General features: G+C 41.6%; 21 protein-coding genes and 5 pseudogenes. 14 read left to right on the top strand and 12 right to left on the bottom strand.

The window, feature by feature from the left end; all coding sequences use genetic code 11:
* Positions 1-94: 94 nt before the first annotated feature.
* Positions 95-1270, bottom strand: coding sequence for an aminotransferase class I/II-fold pyridoxal phosphate-dependent enzyme (locus JCM14108_RS05180; protein WP_035178954.1), 1176 nt, complete (start codon positions 1268-1270; stop codon positions 95-97).
* Positions 1271-1708: 438 nt separating this feature from the next.
* Here JCM14108_RS05180 and JCM14108_RS05175 point away from each other — a divergent pair.
* The 5 genes and pseudogenes from JCM14108_RS05175 to JCM14108_RS05155 all read left to right on the top strand — a co-directional run bounded on the left by JCM14108_RS05175 (position 1709) and on the right by JCM14108_RS05155 (position 7030).
* A pseudogene (locus JCM14108_RS05175) lies at positions 1709-3117 on the top strand (amino acid permease).
* Positions 3118-3424: 307 nt separating this feature from the next.
* The gene (locus tag JCM14108_RS05170; protein WP_035178952.1) at positions 3425-4042 is read left to right on the top strand and encodes an ATP-binding cassette domain-containing protein; all 618 of its coding nucleotides are present in this window, start codon (positions 3425-3427) and stop codon (positions 4040-4042) included.
* A 38-nt stretch (positions 4043-4080) separates the two neighbouring features.
* Positions 4081-5220: a hypothetical protein gene (locus tag JCM14108_RS05165; RefSeq protein ID WP_035178950.1), complete on the top strand. Its 1140-nt coding sequence runs from the start codon at positions 4081-4083 to the stop codon at positions 5218-5220.
* 41 nt (positions 5221-5261) lie between these two features.
* On the top strand, positions 5262-6365 hold the full coding sequence (locus tag JCM14108_RS05160; RefSeq protein ID WP_035178949.1) for a hypothetical protein: 1104 nt from the start codon (positions 5262-5264) through the stop codon (positions 6363-6365).
* A 155-nt stretch (positions 6366-6520) separates the two neighbouring features.
* On the top strand, positions 6521-7030 hold the full coding sequence (locus JCM14108_RS05155; RefSeq protein ID WP_035178948.1) for a helix-turn-helix transcriptional regulator: 510 nt from the start codon (positions 6521-6523) through the stop codon (positions 7028-7030).
* A gap of 1 nt (position 7031) precedes the next feature.
* Here the strand turns inward: JCM14108_RS05155 and JCM14108_RS05150 are convergent, their stop codons facing one another.
* The 4 genes from JCM14108_RS05150 to JCM14108_RS05135 form a co-directional block, all read right to left on the bottom strand.
* On the bottom strand, positions 7032-7310 hold the full coding sequence (locus tag JCM14108_RS05150; protein WP_235807086.1) for a hypothetical protein: 279 nt from the start codon (positions 7308-7310) through the stop codon (positions 7032-7034).
* 114 nt (positions 7311-7424) lie between these two features.
* Positions 7425-8069: a DUF421 domain-containing protein gene (locus JCM14108_RS05145; RefSeq protein WP_035178947.1), complete on the bottom strand. Its 645-nt coding sequence runs from the start codon at positions 8067-8069 to the stop codon at positions 7425-7427.
* On the bottom strand, positions 8069-8521 hold the full coding sequence (locus tag JCM14108_RS05140) for a DUF3290 domain-containing protein (RefSeq protein WP_035178945.1): 453 nt from the start codon (positions 8519-8521) through the stop codon (positions 8069-8071). The genes JCM14108_RS05145 and JCM14108_RS05140 overlap by 1 nt, the downstream gene beginning before the upstream one ends.
* 27 nt (positions 8522-8548) lie before the next feature.
* Positions 8549-9073 (bottom strand): TetR/AcrR family transcriptional regulator, encoded by a 525-nt coding sequence (locus JCM14108_RS05135; RefSeq protein WP_035178944.1) that lies wholly within the window; start codon positions 9071-9073, stop codon positions 8549-8551.
* 138 nt (positions 9074-9211) lie between these two features.
* Between JCM14108_RS05135 and JCM14108_RS05130 the strand changes: the two genes are divergently transcribed.
* Positions 9212-10912, top strand: coding sequence for an MFS transporter (locus JCM14108_RS05130; protein WP_035178943.1), 1701 nt, complete (start codon positions 9212-9214; stop codon positions 10910-10912).
* Between the two features lie 95 nt (positions 10913-11007).
* Here the strand turns inward: JCM14108_RS05130 and nrdG are convergent, their stop codons facing one another.
* From nrdG to JCM14108_RS05110, 4 genes and pseudogenes are all read right to left on the bottom strand, one after another.
* Complete coding sequence (gene nrdG / locus JCM14108_RS05125; protein WP_035178942.1) at positions 11008-11595, bottom strand: anaerobic ribonucleoside-triphosphate reductase activating protein; 588 nt, start codon at positions 11593-11595, stop codon at positions 11008-11010.
* On the bottom strand, positions 11561-13762 hold the full coding sequence (nrdD, locus tag JCM14108_RS05120) for an anaerobic ribonucleoside-triphosphate reductase (protein WP_035178941.1): 2202 nt from the start codon (positions 13760-13762) through the stop codon (positions 11561-11563). Before nrdD ends, nrdG begins: the two co-directional genes overlap by 35 nt.
* A gap of 225 nt (positions 13763-13987) precedes the next feature.
* The gene (locus tag JCM14108_RS05115; protein ID WP_035178939.1) at positions 13988-14761 is read right to left on the bottom strand and encodes an ABC transporter permease; all 774 of its coding nucleotides are present in this window, start codon (positions 14759-14761) and stop codon (positions 13988-13990) included.
* A gap of 7 nt (positions 14762-14768) precedes the next feature.
* Positions 14769-15687 (bottom strand): annotated as a pseudogene (locus JCM14108_RS05110) (ABC transporter ATP-binding protein).
* A gap of 261 nt (positions 15688-15948) precedes the next feature.
* Here JCM14108_RS05110 and JCM14108_RS05105 point away from each other — a divergent pair.
* Together JCM14108_RS05105 and JCM14108_RS05100 are read left to right on the top strand one after the other, a co-directional pair.
* Positions 15949-16635, top strand: a complete 687-nt coding sequence (locus JCM14108_RS05105; RefSeq protein ID WP_035178938.1) for a type 1 glutamine amidotransferase domain-containing protein — start codon at positions 15949-15951, stop codon at positions 16633-16635.
* 21 nt (positions 16636-16656) lie between these two features.
* Positions 16657-16947: a hypothetical protein gene (locus tag JCM14108_RS05100; RefSeq protein WP_035178936.1), complete on the top strand. Its 291-nt coding sequence runs from the start codon at positions 16657-16659 to the stop codon at positions 16945-16947.
* Positions 16948-17078: 131 nt separating this feature from the next.
* Here JCM14108_RS05100 and JCM14108_RS05095 read toward each other — a convergent pair whose 3' ends face one another.
* From JCM14108_RS05095 to alsS, 3 genes and pseudogenes are all read right to left on the bottom strand, one after another.
* Complete coding sequence (locus JCM14108_RS05095; RefSeq protein ID WP_035178934.1) at positions 17079-18467, bottom strand: sugar porter family MFS transporter; 1389 nt, start codon at positions 18465-18467, stop codon at positions 17079-17081.
* A 402-nt stretch (positions 18468-18869) separates the two neighbouring features.
* Positions 18870-19580: an acetolactate decarboxylase gene (gene budA, locus JCM14108_RS05090; protein WP_035178931.1), complete on the bottom strand. Its 711-nt coding sequence runs from the start codon at positions 19578-19580 to the stop codon at positions 18870-18872.
* A 17-nt stretch (positions 19581-19597) separates the two neighbouring features.
* Positions 19598-21272 (bottom strand): annotated as a pseudogene (gene alsS / locus JCM14108_RS05085) (acetolactate synthase AlsS).
* A 139-nt stretch (positions 21273-21411) separates the two neighbouring features.
* Between alsS and JCM14108_RS05080 the strand changes: the two are divergent.
* From JCM14108_RS05080 to JCM14108_RS05055, 6 genes and pseudogenes are all read left to right on the top strand, one after another.
* Positions 21412-21839, top strand: a pseudogene (locus JCM14108_RS05080) (MarR family winged helix-turn-helix transcriptional regulator).
* A gap of 6 nt (positions 21840-21845) precedes the next feature.
* Positions 21846-22529 carry a YjjG family noncanonical pyrimidine nucleotidase gene (locus JCM14108_RS05075; RefSeq protein ID WP_035178928.1) on the top strand — a complete coding sequence of 228 codons (684 nt, stop codon included), beginning with the start codon at positions 21846-21848 and terminating at the stop codon, positions 22527-22529.
* A 359-nt stretch (positions 22530-22888) separates the two neighbouring features.
* Positions 22889-24214 carry an MFS transporter gene (locus JCM14108_RS05070; protein ID WP_035178925.1) on the top strand — a complete coding sequence of 442 codons (1326 nt, stop codon included), beginning with the start codon at positions 22889-22891 and terminating at the stop codon, positions 24212-24214.
* A 127-nt stretch (positions 24215-24341) separates the two neighbouring features.
* Positions 24342-24835: pseudogene (locus tag JCM14108_RS05065) on the top strand (Dps family protein).
* A gap of 110 nt (positions 24836-24945) precedes the next feature.
* Positions 24946-25863, top strand: a complete 918-nt coding sequence (locus JCM14108_RS05060) for an aldo/keto reductase (RefSeq protein ID WP_035178923.1) — start codon at positions 24946-24948, stop codon at positions 25861-25863.
* A gap of 92 nt (positions 25864-25955) precedes the next feature.
* Positions 25956-26645 (top strand): GTP pyrophosphokinase, encoded by a 690-nt coding sequence (locus tag JCM14108_RS05055; RefSeq protein WP_035178920.1) that lies wholly within the window; start codon positions 25956-25958, stop codon positions 26643-26645.
* Positions 26646-26647 lie beyond the last annotated feature (2 nt).

The raw sequence follows: 26647 nt of genomic DNA, 5'->3' as shown, positions 1-26647 counted from the left end.
CGATAAAACACCGTTAAAGTTATTGCAAGTGAGCCTAACTTTAACGGTGTCTTTTTTTCGAATCTAAAAAACCCGGCTTGGATGACTTAATCTCTTATTTATCACTGACAATGCTTTTATCAGCAACCAGTTGCTTAACAGCATCCATGGCAGCCTTCAAAGCTTCATCGCTGGCAGCGTAACTGATTCGAATCGAAGCATCGTCGCCAAACGAAGCCCCCGGGAATAACCCGATGTGATAGTCTTTAGCCAGCGTCCGAACGCAGGTCCAGCTGTCCATATGCAGACTCTTTGGAATCTTGGCATAAACATAGAAGGCGCCGCCGGGATGAACAACGTCAAAGCCGGCTTCACTTAAGTTTTTAACAACAAAATCCCGCCGTTTTTCATACTGCTTACGCATAACTTCCGCGTCATTTTGACCATGCTTCATAGCCTCGATTGCCGCATACTGAACAATCGAGGTTGGCGTCGTAACGGTAAATTGATGAACTTTGGCAATTTCATCAATGAAGCCCTTGGGCCCGAAAACATACCCCAATCGCCAGCCGGTCATCGCATGAGACTTGGACAGCCCGTTGACAATCACCGTCTGATCAGGCAGCCAGGTAGACAACGTATAATGCTTTTGGCCGTAAGTTAATTCACCATAAATTTCATCACTGATAACCCAAATTTGATTTTCTTTCAAAACCGGTACCAACGCCTTTAACTGATCTTCTGTGTACGCCACACCGGTTGGATTATTCGGATCAGTAATAATCAACCCCCGAATATTCAAACCAGGGTTGGCATCAATTGCCTGTTGAACCGCCTCCGGTGTCAAAATGTAGTCAGTCTTGCTGGTATCAATCCGAACCTGCTTTAATCCATGCATGGCAATTGAAGCGTCATATAACGGGTAAGCCGGTGACGGTAGAATAATAGCATCACCGGGCTTAAACAGAGTAGCTACCGCATCAGCTACTGCTTCAGTCGCACCGACAGTCACAACAATTTGGTCTGCCGTGTAGTGATAACCAAACTTCTCCTGATAATATTTCGCCGCGGCTTCTCGGAGTTCCGCATAGCCCCAAAAGTATGGGTAGTGCGAATAATTATCATCGATCGCATTGATAGCGGCCTGCTTAATGTGAGCAGGAACATCAAAGTTTGGCTCACCCAACGTCAACTTGACAATTTGCGGGTCAGCACTAATTTCATGGTCAAACTCTCGCATTGAAGAGGGCTTGACGTTTAACACGTTTGGATTAATATCGTTTAATTCCATGATGGTACACCTCCGAGAAGTTTAAAAGCATGTGTGTTTATCAAATACGGACACACGTTGCAAATCAACATTCACTCAAGCAAATGTTATTGTTAATAGTATAACAAATTTATGAGAAGTCAATTAATAATATTTGGCAGCCTGAATAAATATTGTTTAATTTTAACAAAATCATGATTAAATCAACCACAACGGCACTCTATAATTAATATATTATTAGAAAATTTTAACTTTTTACTTGCATTTTATTTAATTATGGCATGACTTATAACAAAGTATAGTTGTAAAATTTCAGTTTTTAAATAAACGTTATCGTTAAATTTTGACACTGGTTTGTCAATTTGACGAAAAATAGCCATCAAGCTGTCACTAACCTGTTTCCTCTCGGCTTGAGGCTTTAAAGTTTCAGGGAATTCATTTTAAAAAAAGGAGAATCTTATGAAAGAAACAACTACCGGCCGAACAAATGCTGATGGCACCAAACGGCAATTATCCAACCGACACGTTCAAATGATCGCACTGGGCGGCACTATTGGAACCGGTCTGTTCCTCGGAGCTGGTACATCTATTACCAAAACCGGTCCGTCCATCATTTTTATTTATGCCGTTATCGGCTTCTTTTTCTTCTTAATGATGCGGGCAATTGGTGAAATGCTCTACAAAACCCCCTCAGAACATACTTTTATCGCTTTTATCAGCCGTTATCTGGGACCAAAAATGGGCTATTTTGCCGGTTGGTCATATTGGCTGGAACTTATTTTTATTGGAATGGCGGAATTAACCGCGATTTCAACCTATGTTCGCTTTTGGTTTCCAAATATTGATGCCTGGATCATTCAAATTGCCATCTTGGCTATCTTGGCATCTGTTAATCTAATCGCCGTTAAATTGTTCGGTGAAGCCGAGTTCTGGTTTGCGATGATAAAAATTGTCGCGATTATTGCCATGATCGTTACCGGTATCATAATGGCAACCACGAGTTTTAAAACACCGGTTGGTCATGCCGGCTTCAGTAATATTTTTGATGGTTTCAAGTTCTTCCCAAATGGCTTAACAAATTTTATCGGCGCCCTACCGATGGTCTTTTTTGCCTTTCAAGGAATGGAATTTGTCGGAATTACCACTGCTGAAACTAAGAACCCACATAAAGTTCTCCCCAAAGCAATCAACGAAACCATTTATCGAATCCTACTATTCTATATTGGTGCAATTATCGTTATCATGGCAATCTACCCCTGGCGAAGTCTAAATGCCGATCAAAGCCCCTTCGTCCAAGTATTTGCACTGGCTGGTCTAAAAGCGGCCGCCGGCGTGATTAACTTCGTGGTTCTAACGTCTGCTTCATCTTCATTGAATAGTTTTCTCTATTCAGCCGGTCGACACTTCTACCAACTGGCGTCAGAATCCAACGGTACGATAATGCCGAAATTCAAATCCGTTTCAAAAACCGGCGTTCCGGCAAGGGCCATTGCCTTCTCAGCCTTTTAATCATGCTGGCACCACTAATCAGTAGTATTCCAGGAATCGACAACGCTTTTACACTGATTTGTTCTACAACCAGTGACTTGGCATTGGTAGTTTATCTGTTAACTATCGTTGCCCATTATAAATACCGGCAATCCGCCGACTTTGATCCCGACGGCTTCGTTCTAAAGGGCTACAAATGGATTGATCCGGCATTAATCGGCTTTTTCGTTGTTATTTATTTCAGTCTGTTCTTTAACGGCGATGGTACCATTCCGGCAATCGGCGGGCTGATCTGGTGCATCGGTTTTGGCCTTTGGTCAGCAAGGGAAAAATCGACGATTACCATCCCTGCTTCTGATAATGAAAACAATCAACTTTAGCTAACCAATTTTTAAAACCAACCGGTTCTCAACGGATACTCGCTATCCGCTGGGAACCGGTTTTTAGTTTACAAACCAGTTTGCGTTTTTTAAAACGCAATCAAAAATCCAAAATTACATACTAACTATTTAAAGCTTATGCTCCCTTGGCGTTACTGTCATGTAAAGTCGGTGTCAACAAATCCAGACTCCTCAAATACACCAAAGTCTGCTAGATTAAAACCGACATTACCATGCTATTCCAAATAGTGCATCTGGTGTTGCATTAACCAACTATCATTAATAAAAAAAGGAACGGTAAAATACCATGATCGAAGTAAATCAATTATCACTAGTCACAAGGGTTCCTATCCTTAATGACTTCAGCTACCAATTTAAGACGGGCAATATCTGTTTAATCTCTGCCGTCAACGGTTCGGGAAAAACAACATTTTTCCGGGCACTTACAAATCTTATTAAACATAAACATGGCACCATTCGTTTTGATGGCCAACCATTTAAAAAAGAAAAACAGGCAGTTTTCTTCTACGAAACTCCGGATTGGCTGGACGGTAACTTGTCCGGGTTGGACTATCTTAAATTTGTTCAAAGGCAGTGGCGATCACCTCGTAACCTAAATGAAGAGATCAATTTTTGGAAAATGGCCGATTACATTAGACTACCCATTAAAAAATACTCGCTCGGCATGAAACAGCATCTGGTCATTGCGATGTACTTTTGCAGTAACGCCACTTACCTAATCATGGACGAAATTAGCAACGGGTTGGATGAAGAAAGCCGAAAACGACTATATGATCGCATTAAAGATGCCGCTGTCAATGAACAAAAATGCGTTATTATATCGTCCCACTACAAGTCAGATGTCGCGGTTATTGCAACCCGTATTCTTCATTTGGAAAACCAAAAAATAATAGCGGAGTCTTAAACGACTGTTTAGACAATGCTTTAAAGGAGGCGATTATTTTGAATTATCCAACTTTCCTATTGAAAAAAGGATTAAAGTCAATATTAGTCTTATTATCCGTTGCTTTAACAATCATCGTTGTTCTAACATGCCTGTTTTTTAATTTGCATAATCAACACAAACAAACTTTTGAAAGTCATGCGCAGGCACAAATATCTTATGATATTAACCAAAAGAGCCACTACACAGCTGGAGATATTAAAAGAAATGCCCACCATGAAATCTCAACAATTAATGACGATATGCAAATGAACAAAGGAATCAAAGAATTGTTACACCAACGGAACTGGCGAAAAGCTTACAAAAAACAAATTGCTTATAATAATTGGGTGCTTAGTATGTCGCCAAACAATGGCGCTGAAGTTACCAAATATTTTAGGGAATCACTTATTAGTCAGATTTTTCTCTGTAAAGCATTGATCAAGCTCAACATCGCTGATCAATCAACAGATTCCCCTACTACAGGAACCAGTTTCTTTTTGTATATTGATGATCTGGTTTCGTCAGTATTAATTATCCTGCTAGTCATCTTTATTTGCTCACAACTCTACACCAAGCGGTTTGTCCACTTTTTGGATAAAGACACTTTACTACCGATCAGCCTGGGTAAACGTACCTTGGCAAATCTTTTTAGCGGTTACACGCTAGCTGTCACGCTGGCGCTATTAGTAATCGGCTTTAGCTTTTTAAGTGCGACCAGTATTTCTGGTGTTGGCAACTGGCATTATCCATTTCCTTACTACACACCCCAGTTTCCCTTCAACATCTATCAACCTCAAAGTGAATTCGTAATTCCAACAATTATTTTACGAATATTAAGTTCGTGCTTTGCTGTAACCTGTGTTTATTTCTTTGCAATTTTGACAAAGAAGGCGCTCATAACGCTTCTACTGAATCTGCTAATCCTAATCGGCACCAATCAATTAACCGATTCTATTAAATTGCTTTCAAAAATTGGTCAATATTTACCTACCAGTTACTTTAACGGCGTCAGTGTTTCTTCCGGTAGACTGGCCTTTCTTGCCAAGAACCCGCAAATAAATATGATCCATGGTATTGCAGCCTTAATTAGTTGGACGATCCTGCTTGGCTTGGCCGCTTTTGGCATTCAATATGTCCGTCAGCGTCAACGAACCTAACCATAAGTTCCAATAAACAGACTAAGGAAAGAAGCGCTATTATGATTTACTTTCTATCCAAAAAAGTTTACAAAGCAAAACTGTCTTGGATCGCTATTTGTATTTCTCTGTTAATTGTCTTTATCTGTTTGGGTTTTAATATTAAAAACCAACATTCTGACACACTTAAGGGCATGGCGGAGAGCCAAATTTCAACGGATATGAAACAAGCTAGAACATTTCGAAAACGCAATCACAAAGTGGTCCCCGAGATAAAGCATGACCTTACTGTAAATAGGAAAATTTTAAAAGCTATTCACAATAAGCAGTGGCGAAAAGCATATCAAACCCAGATCACCATTAATAATCAAATTATGAAAAGCGAAAAGAAGATGGGTGGCAATGATCCTGAAATGGCCAATGCCTTTAATTCAGAGACCAATCTTTACAAAGCTTTATCTCGCTTAAATATCCCCCAGCAATCTGAAGAATCTCCCGCAACAGGTATTTCATTTCTGCTCTACGTTGAGCAATGGATTGCACCCGTTTTGATTGTTCTCATTTGTTCACAAATATATACAAGAAGATTTATCGGGCAACTTGATAAGGATTCTCTACTTCCTGTAACATCAGCTGCAAATGTCAGTTGCAACATTATGACCGGTTGGTTCATTTCGTTAGCCTTACTCTTGATAATATTGGGGCTGGGTTTTCTCACAGCTTCGATAATTTCTGGAATTGGAGACACTCGATACCCAGTTGCGCTATTTTCAAAAAAACTCTCTTACAAAATTTACATCCCTCAAAGCCAAATTATTTTACCAACAATTGTTCTTCGAATTTTAAGTTCCTTTTTCGTCGCAACATCTGTCTTCTTTTTCGCGATTTTAACCAAAAAAACCTTAACAACGTTATTTCTCAATATGCTATTGCTGATTGGTACAAATCTTTTAACGCCATTCGTGGAACCAATCTCAAAAATTGCCCAGTATCTGCCAACCAGTTATTTCAATGGCGTAAGCGTCCTATCAAACAGGCTGGCACACGACGCCGCAAACTACCAAATCAATTACGTCAATGGTATCAAAGCCTTAATTATTGGGACGGTTTTATTTGGTGCAGCCAGCTATGTTCTTCAATATCTGCGTCAATCCCGAGCCGCTTAAACAATCAGCCATTCCCAAATCATTCATGAACGCCGCCTGCCGGATTAAGAATCACGACAGACGGCGTTTATTTTAGGAAAAAATAAAAATAATTGACGACAAAGCCGTATATATATTATGTACCAGTCAAAACAACACAATGAGGAGATGCTTTTTTGGATAAACTACCGACGCAACTCAAAAAAGCCCGTTTAAAAAAGGGCCTTTCCCAGCAGGAAGCTGCCGATAAGCTGCAAGTTACCCGCCAGTCAATTTCCAGTTGGGAGAATGGGCATTCACGACCCGATCTCTATAACTTAAAACTTTTAAGTCATACTTATGAGGTACCTCTGGATAAATTGGTAAAAGACAACCACTACCTGGACCTCCAAATCGAATCAGATCGCGAAGAATTTTTGCGAATATTTGACCTACTTCAACAACGGGAATTGGAACGAGTCCAAAAAATCGAAACCTATTTGCTGATTCTGATAGTGGTAATCGGTTTAATCCCTATTTTGGGACTTATAACGTCTACTTACGCTGTCTGCCAGCAATCCTATAAATTAACCCACCACAAGTACCACTGGCTGCCAGCCGCTGTTTTAACCGGCTCCCTTTTGATTAATGGTTTACTCGCCTATTCAGCAGTTGTCCATCATTGGCTCAATCTTACCTGGTACTGAGTTAGTAAAATGGATTCCAAGAACCTTTGGGGCCAAATTTCTTATACGCGTAGGGCATATATTGATCCGGCCAACCAATAATCGATCGAATCAGTTTGGGAATGTCCGATCGAGCGATTAGCCTGGCCCGCTTAACATATGATCCTTTATGCAAAACGAGCGCGTAATTCATCCCTTTCTTAGGAATTTGGCCTACTTGAAATTTTAACCACTCACCACTACCAAAAGGATCCGAAACTACGAAAGCTTCAACCGACTGTGGTTGCTTTAATAGCTTCAATTCAAAAAGGGAACAATCCGTTTCATTCCTTAAACAGACGATTCCCCTAAATACAACTTTTTATTTAAATGTTTCATGTGAAACGATTTTTCAAAAACAACTCACCGTTACACTTTACTCATCCTTTTGATCATAAGTAACAACTTCCAATTTGCTGTTTCGGAAAGTCGCCATATACACATCCCTGATATTTTTTATCCCGTGCTGTTTCAATTCTTCATCCAGCCAAGTCTGATCCTTGCTCATGATATCGAGGACATCCGGATCAACTTGACCGTCAACAATGACCGGGTAGCGAATACTGCCGGCGCCGAATTTTAAAACCGTTACCGACCCGTTTTGTTCAACAATTGCCCGCTTGACTTCCGAAATATCGTAAACCCCGGCCGTTCTTAATTTGAAGTCGACTTCTTTGGCAGACAGGTTTGCCCGCAAACAATTTTCAACCAATAGTTTCCCGTTGCGAACAATTGTAATTGGGTCGCCCTCAATAAACTTACCAAACCAGTGAATGTGGGTTTTCAAATAACGAGTAACCATAATTAACAACGACCAGAGCAGTAAAATAACAACAAACTGCGCCATCGTGATCGCTGGATTGTAAATCACACCACCGACAATACCACCTAATACATAGTTTTGCAGTTGATCAATCGCTGAAGTTGGTGCTAAATTCCCCTTACCGGTTAAATTAATCAACAATGTAATAAAAACAAAACCCACGATTAATTTCAACATTACATCAGAGTATGTAAACATTATTTTTCCCCCTCAACTTTTACATTACTTGAATCGTAAAGATCGACTCGTTCCAAAACAAATTGTGAACCATCCGTGTTATAGTCCACTCTAAAAAAACCTTTAGAAGACTTTATCAGCACATTATCGTTGGGCGTAGTTGCATTAACACTGATTGATTCCTTGGAAACGTCCAACTGCTTGGCTGCCTCCCGGACAACCGTTGTCATTTGGCCGGATTGTTTAATCGAATTCTGAATATTACTGAAATCATTATACTGCATCCCCAAAATCAGCAATAACAACGTCCCAAAAATAATACTCAAATCCTTATACTTCATATCAAAGCGATGCCGCAGATAATGTATTGAAAATAAAATGAAGCCCAAAACCACCACGCAAATAATAATAATTCGCGCGTACTGCCATGTATTTTGCGATGCGTGTAAATAGTTATAAGTATAAAAAGTCATCTTGGAATTCCCCCTAAACCACATTGTTTAATTAACAAAAGTTGCGATCTTTCTGCCCATAAACTGAGGGGACTCGGTTGCCCCCTGCTTAAGCCAACTGATCGACAAATTAATAACCGCTCCGGAAAAGTAGTCTCCCCAATAAGGATCAGTTGTCCGCTCAGACAAGGGAATCAACTTATTTCTAAGTAAATAAACTAAAACTGTGTGAAATGTCTTGATTAAAATCTGTTCTTTTCCGGTTGAAATTAAAACCAGCTGATCATCACGATCTACCAAAACCAGTTGAAAATAGTGGGTCATTAGTGTCTCTAATGTAAAGCCGGCAGCATCTGGTAATTGGCGGAGGTAAGTAATGATCCGCAGCATCTCGTACTTGTTGACAATATCTTCAAACGTTGAGAAATTTTTGTAATAGTACGCTCTTGAGACGCCTGCCCGTTTTGCCAACATTGTCACTGAAATTTCCTCGAATGAACGCTCTTTTAATAAACCCATCAAAGCCTTAAAAATATCAGTCAACTTTTGGTCCTTTAGTTCTTTTGGTGACATTGTTTACAAATTCCCTCCCTTTGTCAACAGAATATTCTTAATTAAGATACCGCATGATAATCTACAAAGCAAGCGAATCAAAACCGCGGGAAATAATTGATCATCGCTTAATTTAAAAATCATTAAGGGAGTTTTATCATGCATATCAAACAAAAACTAATTATCTTTTCCATGATGATCGGCATCTTTCTCTGTATGCTGGACACGACTGTCATGAACATTGCCTTGCCGGCTATTCAAAGTGGCTTAAATGTCAGTTTGGGTAATTTATCCTGGGCGCTTAATATCTACACGATTACCTTTGCCGTATTTACCATTCCATTCGGTAGAATCGCTGATATTATCGGCCGAAATAAACTGTATCTGGTCGGCCTAATTCTCTTTGCACTTGGGTCGTTTCTATCCGGATCCGCCGGCAATATCTCCCTACTCATTATTGGCCGGGGTATCCAAAGTTTAGGCGCAGCCATTATCTTTCCGGCAAGCATGACCATCGGCATTTCCATGACAAACGTTCAACATCGAACCGGTGTTTTAGCCGCCTTAGGGGTCACTCAAGGATTTGCTTCCGCATTTGGGCCTACCATTGGTGGAATTGTTACCCAGTACCTTGGATGGCGATATGTATTCTTTATTAACCTGCCTTTAATCCTAATTGTATTAACATTGTGCTTCTTCCTATTACCACTAAAAAACGAATCCCGTTTTCAAGCCAAAATTGATCTTTGGGGCATGCTGTTCTCAATGCTCTTACTGTTCAGTCTGACCCTGGCGCTTGTTAAGGGAAACGAATGGGGGTGGTCAAGTCACGTTATTGTCGGGCTGTTAAGCACTACGACTATCTCACTAATTGGATTTATTGTTGTTGAAAAACACAGCTCAGATCCAATGGTCCCACTAACGCTGTTTAAAAATCGCCAATTCACCGGCGCTTCGTTGGTTACCATACTGACAGAAATCTTTTTAGTCGCGATCTTGGTCATCATGCCGACTTTTTTCACCAACGTTCTTAACAAAACCGAACTAGTAGCCGCATTTATGATTACGCCAGCCTCTTTAATGATCTTCATTTTCTCACCAATTGGTGGGCTGTTAAACGATAAAATCGGGCCAAGGTTGTTAATTACAATTGGCTTTCTCCAAATAATTACGGGTTACGTTGTTTTAGCCGTTATCAATCCGGCACACTATGGTCAAACTATTATCAGCCTTCTTTTAATCGGCGGTGGTTTTGGGATTATCGCTGGCCCCCTGGTTGTTCTGGGGGCTTCAAGATTTACCGGTAAGTTGCTTTCCGCCTCGCAAAGTGTTCTTGGCGTCTTTCGCCAAATTGGTGTTTTATTAGCAGTCGCCATCTTTGTTTCTGCACTAACTACCAACTTGACCACTGCCCGGCATCAATCAATTATCCAGGCAAATACCAGAATTGAAGTCACCAAGCTATCAACCAGAGCCAAGACGGATATCGCCACTAACGTCAAAAAAGCTATTTCAGGTAATGGCAAAACGGCTCATACCAGTAAAACCGGCATTGACGCTGCTAAAACCAAGCAGCTTATTCAAACCAGTTATCAAAAAACACTTGCGAAAATTCCGGCTACAACAAAGTTGTCAAAAAGGCAACAACACCTGATTCACAATCAAGTAGCCGTCCTGGTAAAAAGAAAGGTCGCCAGTCAAAATAAGCAGATTAAAACTGTTGTCAGCGCCATAAAAACAAATACTAAACGAAATATGACAGCTGCTTTTATGAAACTTTACAAGGCCGCTTTACCTTTCACCATCATCGCGGCTGCCTCTCTCTTCCTGTTTGAACGGCGACGGGACTATTTAAAATGAACTTTGACAGCAGCAAAAATAAGGCTCTTTTAACGTGGTCAAATGAGGTACACCTCACACCTCAAAGTTAAAAAAGCCTTATTTATTTCGACACTCTATTTAACCAGCTTATCCCAAATAACCACTTTACCCGTCGCCAGTGATTTTGGGACGCTGATAATGCGTTGGTTGGCACTGCCGCGAAATTGAAGCGATAAATCCTTTTGCGCCAATAGGAAACGCCCATCAACTAAAATATCCAAATAATGCAATAAAGCCAGCTTATCTTCAGACTCCACCATCAACTCATCCCACGTGTAACCGGTCCATGACCAAATATCTTTGGTGTGACCAAATTCGGATCGAATCCGCTTAGCCAGTCTAATACAAACCTGGGTATTTAAAAAAGGTTCGCCGCCTAATAACGTTAGGCCCTGGACATAACTTTGGGACATATCTTTAATAATTTGATCTTCCAATTCTTGGGTATAGGGATGGCCGTAATGGAAGTTCTGGGCAACTTTATTGTAGCAGCCCGGACAGTTGAATAAGCAGCCGGAAACATACAGGCTGCAGCGAACCCCTTCGCCATCCACCATGTTAAACGGCTTATAACTGGCAATGTATCGCTGACTGCGGTCCCTGGCCAACCATTGTTTTGGTTTTGGGTTATTTGGCAGTCTGGTCTTTTGCGTTTCCGTCATCGTTAATATCACCCAACCTCATATTTTTAACCCGTGATGCAATTTCTTCATGTCGGCCGTGAACCATCGGTCGAATCTGTGGATTCCCAAGGTAACCGCACGTGCGCTTTACCACATCGCAGGTCTTGGGATCCCGATTGCCACATTCCGGGCACTCGAATCCTTTGGCAGTCGGCTTAAAATCACCGTCGAAACCACACTTGTAACAGTGATCAATCGATGTATTGGTTCCCAAATAACCGACATGGTCATAAGCCCAATCCCAAACAGCCTCCAGAGCCGCCGGATTCTGCTTCAAATTGGGGTATTCACAGTAATGAATAAACCCACCAGCTGCGTATTTGGGATAAGCCTCTTCAAATGCCAATTTTTCAAACGGTGTCGGATTTTTCCGGACATCGTAATGAAAACTGTTGGTATAGTATTCCTTTGCCGTAATATCCTTAATTTTGCCAAACTTTTCAGTATCCAATTCGCAAAAAGTATCAGTTAATGATTCGGCTGGTGTTGAATAAACACTGAAATGGTAATCGTACTGATTTTCCCATTTTACACAGTGGTCGTGCAGACATTTAACAATTGATACGGTAAAATCATGTGCTTCTTGGTTATGCTCCCAATTAGGGCCGTAGAAGGCCGTCCCCACTTCATACAGGCCGATATACCCTAGTGAAACCGTTGCTCGACGATGGGTAAACAATTCATCTACGGAATCGGTATCCTTCAATCGTTTCCCAAAAGCACCATACTGATACAAAATGGGCGCGTTCTTAGGTTTAGCCTGTTTACAGCGGGCCACCTTATTCAGCAGGCCCTTTTTGGCAACTTCCAATCGATCCTGTAAGATTTCCCAGAAAACGGCTTTATCACCATGAGCTTCGATGGCAATTCTTGGAAGATTAATGGTGACAACCCCCAAGTTCATCCGCCCGCTGTTAACTTCCCGACCATTCTCGTCACGCCATCCTTGTAAAAAGCTGCGACAACCCATCGGCGCCTTAAAGCTGCCGGTTAGTTCAATAATCTTATCGTACATGAGGATATCCGGGTACATTCGCTTGGTGGCACATTCAATCGCCAGTTGCTTAATATCATAATTGGGGTCTGATGGTTTAAGGTTCAAACCACGCTTTAGCGTGTAGATCAATTTGGGAAAAATAGCCGTCCGGTGCTGTTTGCCCAATCCTTTAATCCGAACCTTTAAAATGGCTTTTTGAATTTCCCGCTCGATCCAGGAAGTTCCAAGCCCAAAACCAATTGTCGTGAACGGTGTTTGCCCATTAGAAGAAAACAACGTGTTGATTTCGTACTCCAACGCCTGCATCGCGTCATAAATGTCTTTTTTAGTTTTGGCCTTGGCAAATGCCGTCCGTTTATCCGGTGCAATCCAGTGTTTCGCATCAGCCAAATGCTTCTCAAAGTTCAGCTTGGCAAATGGCGCCAACAATTCATCTGCCCGATCCGCTGAACAACCGCCATATTGGCTGGAAGCTACATTGGCAATAATCTGGGACATCTGGGCCGTCGCGGTTTGAATCGATTTGGGCGGTTCAACGTCGGCATTCCCGATCTTAAATCCATTGTTTAGCATGCCCTTAAAGTCGATTAAGCAGCAGTTAGTCATTTCTGTCATTGGTGAATAATCCAAGTCATGATAGTGAATATCACCGCGTAAATGAGCTTTGCCAACCGTTTCCGGCATCATTGTCAGGCCAAGGGACTTGCCAACCATCCCAGCCGTCAGATCACGTCTGGTACTGAAAACGTTGCTGTCTTTATTAGCATTCTCGTGAACGACCGTGTCACTTTTATCAAATAATTGATTCAGCTTGGTGGATGGGTTAACGGCAGCCCGCCATTTAGCTTCATCTTTTTGCCGATAGCTGTCGTAACTGGCAACCAAATCACCACGGTCAAGCTCTGAGAGAACTGCCTTAAAAATCGTTCGGATTTCTTTGGTATCAACTTCCTGTTCAAATCCGGACAACCGCTCAAAGACGCGTTGTCTTAATTCAGCTTGAACAGCCTTTTCATCAGTTAATGCCGCGATGGCCAAATTAATCTTATAAGGGTAAAAACGACTTCTTTCACCGTCAGCCTTGATCACAGTCAGACGACGAAGGTCGATATTATCCTGAATTGATTTTTCCGTCTTAACGTAATCCATAGAATCCCTTCCTTTGATAAACTCGAAAATTTAGTTAACATTGTTTAGTATAGCGAAAAAATTTTTGAAAAACAGCCTTTAAAACACAATATATATGTGTTATAGGAACACGAAGCACTATATGTTGTGCTATTGAATTGTTAACAACTTCATAACAAAAAATCGCCAGGCACCGTTTCAGTGGCTGACGATTTTGAACTTATTTGAATTTAAAGACGATCGCGTCTATACGCTTCGTCGTTTGAAAACAACATAGCTGATTCCCAAGAAGATAGCCATATAAACCAAACTACCGATCAATAATTCATTTGTCGACAAAAGGGTGATATGCTTTAAGCTTGGACTGGCTACTTGGTTAGGGTAATTCATCATATTTAACGGATTCCACTTCAACCAAGTCCATTTTTTAATTACAATAGCCAACAGCGATGAAATAATACTAATCGCAAAATAGCCGATAATACCAACGGAAATGGCCGCTGCCGAACTCTTAAAGAGATTGGCCAGCAACAACACCAGGCTTAGAATCAGCCAGAGAGAAACAAATTGTGCCAATGACGTATAAATGGTCGTCGTTAGAATGCTGTGCTTGTAACCATAGTTTTCACTCAACTGGAAATTACTGTTCAGCACCGTAACTTTCAGGATAAGAGCGTAAACAAAAGCCAACAGCATGAAGTAAACCGAATACAAAAACATGGTAATCCATTTACTTACCAAAATTTCGCCGCGGTAATACTTCCGATAGAGTAGTTCCTTGATTGTCCCATACTGAAACTCCATCGAGATAATGGAGCTGGAAGCGGCAATCATGAAGAAAACCACCCACGTCATCCCGGTAAACAAGCCAATATAAATTGCCTTGGGGTCAAACGTATTTGCGTTATTTCGAGCAATAAAAGCATAGATCGTCATAATTACCAACATCAGTACCGACGTTATCCAAGTGCTCTTCTTGTGGACTAATTTAAACAGTTCCTGTTTTACTAACGTTACCATAATCCCTTTAGCCCTCCTTTACCTTGTCGTTCTGCAACAGATTAAGCAATGAGGTCTCAAGATCACTGTGAACGTGCTTAACATCCTCAATTTCAATATCGTTGGTCGAAAGCAGTTTGATAATATCAGCCATCTTGGTTTTTTCATCCTCGACGATACTGATATGCCCCTCATCGGAATCAATTAACTGATACCCGTTTTGCGTTAAAATATCTTTGGCTTTATCGTTATCAGAAGTCTGAAGAACCATCGAGCGGGTACTGTCACTTTCTAACGTAGCCATATCACCACGATAAACAATTTGTCCCTTATCAATTACGACCAAATCATCAATTAATTTTTCCAACTCACTCAAAATATGACTGGAAATCAAGAAAGTAGTCCCCTGTTTGGCCAAGTCCATAATAATTGTCCGCAAATCTTTATTGGCTTGCGGATCCAAACCATTCATCGGCTCATCAAGAATGACAAATTCGGGGTGGTTAACCAATGCCAACGCGATCCCCAATTTTTGTTTCATTCCAAGAGAATAGGTCTTTGCCTTTCTCTTTATGTATGAGCCCATCTTCATCTTATCGACAATCTCCATGACCTGTTGCTTGGAAACGCCGTCGTTTGAGAAAAGTTCCAAATGCTGTAAGCCGCTTAAAAACGGATAGATGCCGGGATACTCAATCAATGCCCCGACTTTCTCCAAGGCTTGATGGCTGGTTTGAGAAACCGGTTGACCATCAATTGTAATTTTGCCGCTTGGATAATTAAACAAACCCAGAATTGCTTTCATGATTGTTGATTTCCCGGCTCCGTTGGGACCAACCAAGCCGACAATATGTCCCTTTTCAACAGAAAAAGAGACGTTTTTTTAAGACCTTTTTAGAACCAAAGTTCTTATTCAGCCCCTCAACATCTAAAATTGTATCTGCCATGTTTTCCTCCATTCAAAATCCTGTTTACACACCTAGTCAGATAGTTTATCCGAGCTCGTGATAATTGATTATTAGTTAACTTTCTATAAACAATTATAATGAGCTGTGTTGATAGTAACATATCTTCGCCATAATCGCCAATGCCCTTTCGCATTTTAATTGTGGGCAAACTATCCTTGCGCTATTACTCAAAAGATCTAAAATACATATGTGATATGTTCAGTTCGCTTATTACCATTCCGAAGTGAGGTAATTCAATTTATGACAAAAGCTTTAATTGTGGCAACAAATATTCCCAAATTCGATAACGTCAACCGGGCAACTGGTCTATGGCTGCGTGAAGCAACCCATTTTGACCAAGTGATGCAGGATAACGAAATCCAGGTTGACTACGCAAGCCCAACCGGTGGTTATATTCCTTTGGATCCGCTATGCCTTTCCGGTGATAATATGGACGAAATTGATTGGCATTTTTATCTGGATAATTTTTTTCGAAATCAACATTTAGCCGCTTCACTAAGCCCGGCAGAAATTAATCCCGATGATTATCAGGTCATTTATTTTGCCGGCGGCCATGGGGCCATGTGGGACTTTCCCGAAAATAAACCATTAGCCAAGACAGCCCAACAAATTATTGCCAATGGTGGCATTGTGGCAGCAAACTGCGTTGGAACAACCGCCCTTTTGGCAATGCGGACAAAAGATGGCAAGCATTTTACGACCAATCGAAAGCTAACCAGTTTTACCAACGACGAGGAAGCCCTTAACGGATTAACCAGTGAAATCAAATTCTTGCCGGAAGACGAATTAAAAAAAGCCGGCGCGGACTTCGTCAAGGGGGAGCCGTTCAAAGCCAACGTCGTCGTTGACAGTCATTTGATTACCGGTCAAAACCCTAATTCAGCGACAGCGGTTGGCGAAGCCGTTATCAAAAATCTGCTTAAATAAGTTGTTTAAGGAGTTGTTCTCGTGACTATCTGGCACGATCCAAATTTCTACCTATTGTTGGGAATTATTTTCAGCGGGTTGATCATTTGGTATGCACTTCAAAAATTCAGCTATCTTACGCACCAATGTTTATTTGCTGCACTCTCAGTTTACTTGGTGTTGGCTGGTTTGTTTTCAAACGGTATCGGCGTTTATTTTCTGATCCAGCCCTTCTATGATCTCGTTTCGACAATTATTATCAGTGTTTCGGCTATCATTTTTGGTATTTTTTTCCTAATAATGGTTTTTATTCAATTTGGCAGCAAAAAATAAAGTTGGCTGAATCAAACGTGAAGTTTGAAATCAGCCAACTTTTTAATCTTAACGAGGTGGTGAAATGTCAGAAACCCCCGAGTTTTTGCAATTATAAATCAAATGAATCTTGAGGTACGTTAAGAACGTTTTTATTTATTAGTTCCCTGCTCCTCAATTTCTTCCAGCGTCCGGCCCTTAGTTTCAGGAACGGCTTTCAGGATGAATAGAACCCCCAGTAGACAGATGACACCGAAAATTGCGAAGACGGCATCCTGCGGCATATGAGCGGTCATAATCGGGAACAATAGGCCCACGGCGAATGAACCGATCCAGTTAGCTGACGAAGCAGCACCGGAAGCCCGGCCCCGAATTGCCAATGGAAAGACTTCTCCGACCAGAACCCAGGTTAATGGTGCCCAAGTGAATGAATAAGCAGCAACGTAGATACTTAGGAAGACCACAATCATCATTGGACTGGCATTTGGAATCAATACATTCAAAATTGCCGGCAACAAGAATGACAGGCCCATTACGGAACCACCCATGATCAATAAGGTTCTTCTGTTGAATTTCTCGGCGATCGCAATGTAAACCAGTGAACCAATAACCAGAATGGCCCCTTGGATAATTGGCCACATCAAAGCGGAGCTGGCAGCTTTACCGGTTGCTTTTTCAACAATCAGTGGGATGTAATAGAAGATTGCATTGGCCCCTTGAAATTGTTGGAAAGCCGCAACACCGATACCGGCGATGGCCAAATAACGATACTTGCCACTAAAAACAGTTGCCCAGGAAGTTGTTTGGGCGGCCATTTTTTCTTCATTTGCGGTCTGTTTGATTTGCTTTAATTCATCATTGATTTCATCATCATTAGTCCGAATGTAAGTTAAAACCCGCCGCGCATCAGCTTCACGACCTGATTTAACGAGGAAACGCGGTGATTCAGGCAGTTTATAAACACCGAAGAATAAAATAATAGCAGGAACGGCAGCCAAGCCCAACATTAATCGCCATGCCCAGTTTTCAGGCAGGTCTTTGAGCAGAAAATCAACCACGTAGGATAAAAGCATGCCGCTCACAATCATTGTCTGGTTAAGTCCGGATAAACTCCCACGTGCTTTGGCCGGCGCCATTTCAGACATATAGGCTGGTACCAGCGCGGAAGCAGCTCCAACAGCCAGCCCCAGGAATACCCGAACGGCAATTAAATAATATTCACCCTGATTATTTGGTGAAATCCCTGAAAGAAGGGAACCGATGGTGAAAACAATCGCAGATAGTAAAATCATTTTTCGACGACCGAGTTTATCTGATAACTGGCCGGCAATTGCGCCACCAAAAATAGCACCCAGCATCACAGAGGAAGTAATCCAGCCGACAATTCCGGCTTCGTTTTGGAGTCCCCAGTCGATTTGCAGAAAAGGTAGCGCTCCCGTCATCACACCAATATCATATCCAAACAAGATGCCACCAAATGAACCAAAGAAATAGATGAACTTGCTTGAAATTTTCTTTTCTGTAGCAGTCGCATTTTCCATTTTCAATTCTCCTATACATAATAAATTTCTTAATTAATCCCAATTACCTGATCCAGATATTGAAAGGGGTTACATAATAAATCAAACAAATCTCCAACTACTTTTATAATAAGACTTTTCAATCATCGCTTATTATAACAACGCTTACAAATTTAGTCATTCTTTAACACTTATACATTTCATAAACTTGTATCGTTTGTATGATAGCATATTATAACATTTGTACGGATAAATCAACCGTAAGATATTATTATCTGACAAATATTTTTTCTCGCCACGAAAAAAAGCCTTCGCTTCAGTATTTGAAGCGAAAACTATTTTTTAGTAATATCATTATAATTTTTAGTGTATTTTAGTACCCATAATCTTAAGATATTACTGGCAGAATAGCTATCAGCTTATTTATTCAGCCGTATGGATGCTTTCTGTAATATCATCAGACGAAAAGTCATGCTGCATATATCGTTTATCATTAACCGGCAAATGTTGTTCAAAAGTATCGAACAGCTGATATGAAACCTCACCCTTATCCAGATGAAAGTCTAAGACGTGGCCACCAAACTTTCGATCATCAGCCAAAAAATGATGATGAAAGCCGGCCACCGCAGCACCATCAAACAATTCCGGCGAGTAATAGCCGATTAAAGTGCCATCAACTTTATCCCTGGTAAAGATACTCTGGTTTCGGGCCGTTTGGGCAAGCGTATGAAACGGCGGCTCTGACTTTCTAACAGCCCGAGTTTTAACGTCCGAAAACGTTCCCGTAATTTTAACCGAAAAAAAGGTATTTCCGGCTTTACTTAAAGAAACAATCTGCTCGTTAAGATCATCCTGGGAAACATTTTCCAACTCGGCTAAAGGCAAATAACGGGCATAGTGAATATTGGCAAATGGCATTGTAAACGAATCCGGCACAACATTAACCTTCCCGTCGGCGGCAACTTGGTAAGGCTTACCGTTTAAAATGATCAGCTCACCGTCAAGGCCCTCACCCGTTCCAATTCCGGTATCACCGTGTTTCAGCAGATCTCCCATTGTCATAGTCCCCTTCAAAAGACCGGGAACCAGTAATGCCAGCGTTCCATGCTGGTATAAAGTTGTATGTTTCGCCATATTATAACTTCCTATTCCTAGTTTAAGATATCTTTTAATAACGCAGACTTCAACTTAATGTTATCACTATAATCCACTGGAATGTCAACAATTACCGGACCGTCTGCCTTAAAGGCCTGATTAAGTACGTCGCCAAGCTTAGTTGGATCGGAAACCCGCAATCCTGTCGCACCGAAACTTTCCGCATACTTAACATAATCGACCGGTCCAAATTCGACACCGGCATCGCGACCATATTTAGCTTCTTCCTGAAATTTAACCATATCATAGTAACCATCATTCCAAATCAACTGGACAATGTTCAGATTCAAGCGAACCGCCGTTTCAAGCTCTTGACCGGAAAATAGGAAACCACCATCACCGGAAACGGAAACCACTTTTTCGTTTGGCCGAACCAGTTTAGCTGCAATCGCCCAGGGCAGTGAGACACCCAGTGTCTGCATGCCGTTACTGAATAGCAGATGACGGGGGCGATAGCTTCGGAAATGACGCGCCATCCAAATGTAATGGCTGCCCACATCAACTGTAACGGTTGTCTCATCATCGACTTGCTTTTGAAGTTCATTTACGATCGTCAACGGGTGAATCGTCCCCGGTTTTGCCTTGGTTTCAGTCAACCCTTCAGCCTCAAACTCAGCCCTCAGTTTCTCCAGGTGGGTAACGGCATCATCAGCAAGTCGGTAATCAGCTGGCAGTCTGTCCGTCAATGCTGAAAGCGTAGCTGCAATATCTGCTTCCACGATCACATTGGGTTGATAGTCATTACTTAACTCCGGCGCAACACTATCCAAATTAATAACGGTATCGTTGTGTTCAACATTCCAATTTCGGGCTTCGTACTCAACGGGATCGTACCCAATTGCCAAAACCAAATCGCTTTGTTTTAAAAGTGTGTCACCAATTTGATTTCTAAACAAGCCAACTCGACCGAAGAAATCGTTTTCGAATTCATGAGAAATAATGCCGGCACCCTGATATGTTTCCACAACCGGAAGCGATACTTTTCCCAGTAACCGGTGTAATGCTGTTGTCACTTCCTCAGAAGATGCCCGCATGCCGGCTAAAATAACTGGTAACTTGGCTTTCTTCAATAAACCAATAATTGTATCCAACGTCTCGTCGGAAGCCCGGCTTGGGGCTGACTTTGTGAGTGGCTTAATCACCGGTCGGGTCGTTTCATCACCCAAAACGTCGGCCGGCAACGAAATAAACGCGGCACCGGCTTTTGGTGAAACAGCCGCAGTGTAAGCATTCATAAACGCTTCTGAAAGGTTGTTTGCGTCTTGAACCTCAGTGCTGCTCTTAGCTGCGAAGTTCATCAATTCTTTGCTTGGAATGCTTTGATGAGTCAGCCTTGAAAGATCGTCTCGTGGTACTTGGCCACCAAGTGCGATAACCGGATCACCTTCAGCAGTTGCTGTCATCAACCGGTAGTCAGGTTGGAAACTCCCGGGCCGGAAGTTGTCGCAACGACTCCGGGTTTGCCGGTTAAACGGCCAATCCCAGCTGCAATAAAAGCCGCGTTTTGTTCATGACGGGCAACAATTAGCTTGGGTACCTTGGATCATCGCTATACTGCAAATCTTCAAATAATTGATCGACCTTTGCGCCGGGAATGCCAAAAACATATTTAATTCCTTGATTAATCATTGACTGAATTAAAGCTTGAGAACCACGTTTATTAGTCGCCATTGGTTTGCACCTCTTCATTTTTCTATGTTGACAATTCAACTTACTTTCAAAGGTTAATGTCCTTATGTTGAATTGTCAACTAAAAAATGCTAAAGTTTGAATTTGAACAGATTAATTTGAATTTGAAGGGATAAACACATTGAAAGATATCGGTTACCTCGCACAGGATATTTCCATTCTCCATCGCCAATATTATAAAGACACCGGCGAGTTATTTAAAAAGCATCACTTGAACCCGACCGCTGCCTGTATTTTACTGACTATTGACGACAATCAATATATCAATCAAAATCAGGTTGCTAAATCACTGGTGATCGATAAAGGTCTGGCTACTCGGGAAATAAAGAAAATGCAGGATCTGGCTATCTAACCAAAACAGCCGGCGTTGGCAAGTCAATCATTTTAAACCTGACGACATCCGGCCAAAAAATTGTCCCCGTAATCAAAAATATTCGTAAACAGTGGTGGGAGAGTCGATTCAGCGAAACCGGCATTAAACCAGACAGCCCATTAATTCCGGCAATTGAAAAGGTTGTTTCATCAATCATTAATGAAAGTTTGGAGTGAGCCACATTGTCTTACGCTACCCTATTGTTTGACATCGACGATACAATTTTGGATTTTCAATCATCTGAAAAGCGAGCTTTAAAAAAGCTGTTTCAACATCTCAATAAGCCGTTAACCCCAGCTATCGCCAACTATTACCATCAATTAAACACCATTCTCTGGCAGCGATACGAAAAGGGCAATCTTACCAGAAGTGACCTGCTAAACAGCCGATTTACGCTCCTGTTTCGCCACTTTGGCGAGGACATTAACGGCGCGGCCATTGAAAAAACCTACCGGCAATATTTAGCTGAGGGTCATGATCCAATTCCCGGTGCAAAACAATTGTTAATGGCCCTCAGTCAAAATCATGAACTGTATATCGTAACAAACGGGATTGCCAAGACCCAGGAAAAGCGGGTTCACGAAGCCGGCATCGCTAAATATTTCAACCAGATGTTCATCTCGGAAAATATCGGTTATCAAAAACCTCAGCGCGCATTTTTTGACTTTGTCGCCCACCAAATTAAACACTTTGACCGAAGGAAAGCGCTGGTTATCGGTGATTCACTGACTTCCGACATTCTCGGTGCGGCCAACTACGGTTTAGACTCGGTTTGGTTTAACCCGCATCACGCTTTAAATCAAACGAAAACTCAGCCAACTTATCAGATTGACAAACTAAACGCATTAACGGCAATTTGTAATTAGTCGAAGGCTATCTGCTTGCACCAGCCAACTTTAATTTAAGAATTTCAAAACAATTCAACTAACCAATTCAAAATGAGATTAGGCGTCTGCTCAAAATCGAGAGCGCTTAATCTCATTTTTATAACGATTCTTCATATTTATACCTAATCAGGATCATTTCAATATCAACTTCCCAAAAATAATTATCAATAATGTTTGCACCCAAAGGTCTATTAAATTATAATATGAAAACAATGAGAATTTCACAAATGATATACTGATTTTGATTTTTAATTCAATTGAGTTGTAAGGGGAATCTTATTATAACCACTATTAATACAGGGTTAAAGTTACATTACCATGTAAGGAGGTTGGTTTTTATGCAAACTTTAAGTCAAAAACGAATCACAAGCAATATTATTAAGGGTTCGCTTGGTAACATGGTCGAATGGTTTGACTGGTACATCTACGCGTCTTTCGCCATTTATTTTGCTGCCTCATTCTTCCCTGATGGTAATCAGACCGTCGAATTATTGAGTACTGCCGCGGTCTTTGCGGTCGGCTTTCTGATGCGGCCATTCGGTAGTTTTATTATGGGTAAATATGCCGATCAACACGGTCGCCGGGCTGCCCTGACACTTTCCGTCAGTATTATGGCTGGTGGATCCCTACTGATCGCGCTTATTCCAACCTATACGACAATCGGTATTTTTTCACCGATATTATTAGTAGTCATCCGAATGGTTCAAGGACTGTCACTTGGTGGTGAATATGGTATCTCTGCCACCTACCTATCAGAAATGGCCACGTCCAATCGGCGGGGTTACTACGCCTCCTTTCAATACGTCACCTTGATTAGCGGTCAATTATTGGCCCTAATCATTCAAATCGGGCTTCAAGCCGTGCTTACAGACGCACAGATTAGAAGTTTTGGCTGGCGAATCCCGTTTGGAATTGGCGCTATAGGAGCTGTGATCGTGCTTTATCTGCGATTATCCATGGACGAAACTAACCAGTTCAAACACGCTGAAAAGGCCAACACCGGTCGGGGAACGCTGCATCAGCTAGCTAAGTATCCCGGCCAGGTTTTAACGGTTATGGGCCTGACCTTTGGCGGTACCATCGCCTTTTACACCTACACCACTTATATGCAGAAATACATGATTAATACGTTGGGCTTACCCGCTAAATCCGTTACTTTGATTAACTTTTTGGCACTTTTAATCTTCATGGGTCTCCAACCACTTTTTGGTCATATTTCTGATAAAATCGGTCGCAAACCGCTTCTTTATTGGTTTGGTATCGGCGGCACCCTGCTGACCATCCCGATTTTCTTGGGACTGCAATATTTTGATAGTGAATTCAGTGCCTTTCTACTAATGATGGCCGGACTATTAATCGTTAGCGGTTATACCTCCATCAACGCCGTTGTGAAGGCTGAACTCTTCCCAACAGAAATTCGGGCACTTGGCGTTGGTTTTCCTTACGGCCTGACGGTTGCCATCTTTGGTGGTACCGTGGAATACGTCGCCCTATGGTTGAAAAACATCGGCCATGAAAGCTGGTTCTTCTATTATGTTTCAGCGGCCGCATTTGTCAGTTTACTGGTCTATGTCCGCATGCTGGAAACTTCCAAGCATTCCGCTTTGAACGAACCTACCGGGCAGCCAACCGAAGACCAAGATCCGGAACACGCTGCGCAATAATAAACACGGTTAATCTCTCCAGCACTCAAAATCGACAATCATTTTGCTTGCAAACCGGCCAATATTATAGATAAACTATGGCTGTAAGCAAGTTAATGATTGATTTGATTATAGGAGGGATTATCTTATGGCAGATAAGTACGATTTTCCAAAGACCCGTGAACAGCTCAATCAGTTGGTCGCAGACTCAGTCAACTCCAAACAAATATCCAACAAACCCATTGGTATATGCGCGGCGAAAACTTCTTTAGACTGCACCCGCTAATGGATGATTATCATGACCAATTAGCCGATCAGCTGGACAACGTTGCCGAACGATTAATTGCCATTAACGGTTCGCCTTACGCCACCACCCATGAGTTTATCGATCATACCGGCCTACCGGACGAAAAAATCACTTGGGACCAACTCACAATGCGTGATTTTATGCAGCGGCTGGTCGATCAATTCAAATACCTGCGTAATCAATACCAAAAAGGAATTGAAATTACGGACGATGAAAAGGATTTTCCAACCCAGGATATGTTAAATGGTTTTAAAGAAGCTATTGATAAAAATATTTGGATGATAAACGCATATTTGGGAAAGGGCCCTATGATGATTAATAACGTCAATCGTTAGTTAATAACTTTGGCCATTATGTTAAAATTGAATTACAATTTAGGAGACTGGCAGTAAAACTGCCAAGTCTCCTTATTTTTCACGATTCAAAGTAAATAGGAGGAACCAACATGGCTCAAAAAATCAAAATAGGTAAAAGTAACGTTACGACTACCCCACTCGGCTTGGGAACCAATAAAGTCGGCGGCCATAATCTATTCGACGGTTTAAAAGATGAAGATGGCGTCGCGGTTATTAAAGCCGCTTTAAACGACGGTATTTCACTTTTGGACACTGCTTTTATGTATGGTTTGGGGAAATCAGAAGAAATTATTGGCAACGTCACTCAAGATTACGATCGTTCAAAATTTGTTATTGCAACCAAAGCTGCGCAAGATCCAAATAATAATTTAAAACCCAATAACGATCCCAAGTTTTTGAAAAGGGCAGTTGATGATGCCCTTGAACGCCTTCAAACTGACTATATCGATATCTTCTATATTCACTTTCCAGACGATCAAACACCCAAAGCTGAAGCTGTTCAAGCTTTAGCTGATGAAAAAAAGGCCGGCAAAATCAAGGCAATTGGCGTTTCCAACTTCTCATTAGACCAAATCAAAGAAGCCAACGCGGCTGAGCAAGTCGATATTGTTGAGGATAATTACAGCCTGGTTCATCGAGAAGCCGAAAAGGCCGAATTTCCATATCTTAAAGAACACCAGATTTCATTTGTGCCTTACTTCCCATTAGCATCCGGCCTGTTAACCGGTAAGTATACACCGGCTGATGGTAATAAATTCCAGCAATTCTCTGCCAAACAATACGCAACCATTATGAATGCCTTGGAACAGGTTAAAGAAATTGCAGTTGCGCATCAGGCAACCATTGCCCAGACAATCTTGGCTTGGTATATTAAAGACCCAGACATTAGTGTCGTAATTCCTGGAGCCCGTTTAGCAGACCAGGTTCACAGCAACGCCAAAGCATTGACTGTGCAGCTGAGCGATGCCGAATTCAATCAAATTGATCAACTGTTTAAGAGTTTTTAAGTATAAATTTAAAAAGAGTCGGTTTTTTCAATCCGACCCTTCGTCTACATAGTTAAGTAGCACCAATCAATATCATTCAATGAGGTGATCACATGATTCTTGAACGCAGTAATTTTATGAACGTCAAACAAATCGAAGAGCAACTAACACAATCTAATCTTCAAAACCGAATACCAGATATTAAAGAGCTGATTAATATTTACCAGCTCTCCCACTCTGCCGCCAACGAAATCGGCACTAAACTGGAAAATCTGGATGATGAGTACTCAACGGATTATGATCATAATCCAATTCACCATATGGAGGAACGGTTAAAATCAGCCAATAGTTTATTCGGAAAGTTAAAGCGAAAAGGGCTCGCACTCACAACCGAAAATGTGCGCGACCACATTTTCGATATCGCCGGCATCCGAGTTGTCACCAACTACATCGATGATATTTATACCGTTGAAAAGGCCCTCTCCGAGCAGTCGGATGTAACGGTTTTGAAACGAAAAGACTATATCGAGAATCCCAAGGAAAGTGGTTACCGAAGTTTGCACTTAGTGGTTTCCGTTCCTGTTTTTCAGTCAAAGGGTGTCTTTGACGTCCCCGTGGAAATTCAATTTCGGACTATCGGCATGGATATGTGGGCCAGCTTGGAACATCAACTCAGCTACAAGACCGACGCCGACCCGAAAAAGGTTCAGCAGCATTCTGCCAATTTAAAACATTATGCTAAAGAACTCAATGACATTGAAATCCGCATGCAGGCCATTTTTAGAGACCTGCAAGCCAAATAATC

This window comes from Lentilactobacillus farraginis DSM 18382 = JCM 14108 (assembly GCF_000583655.1).
Taxonomy (GTDB): Bacteria; Bacillota; Bacilli; order Lactobacillales; family Lactobacillaceae; genus Lentilactobacillus; species Lentilactobacillus farraginis.
Note: the sequence above shows the minus strand (reverse complement) of the source record. Positions and strands in the feature narration are given on the sequence as shown.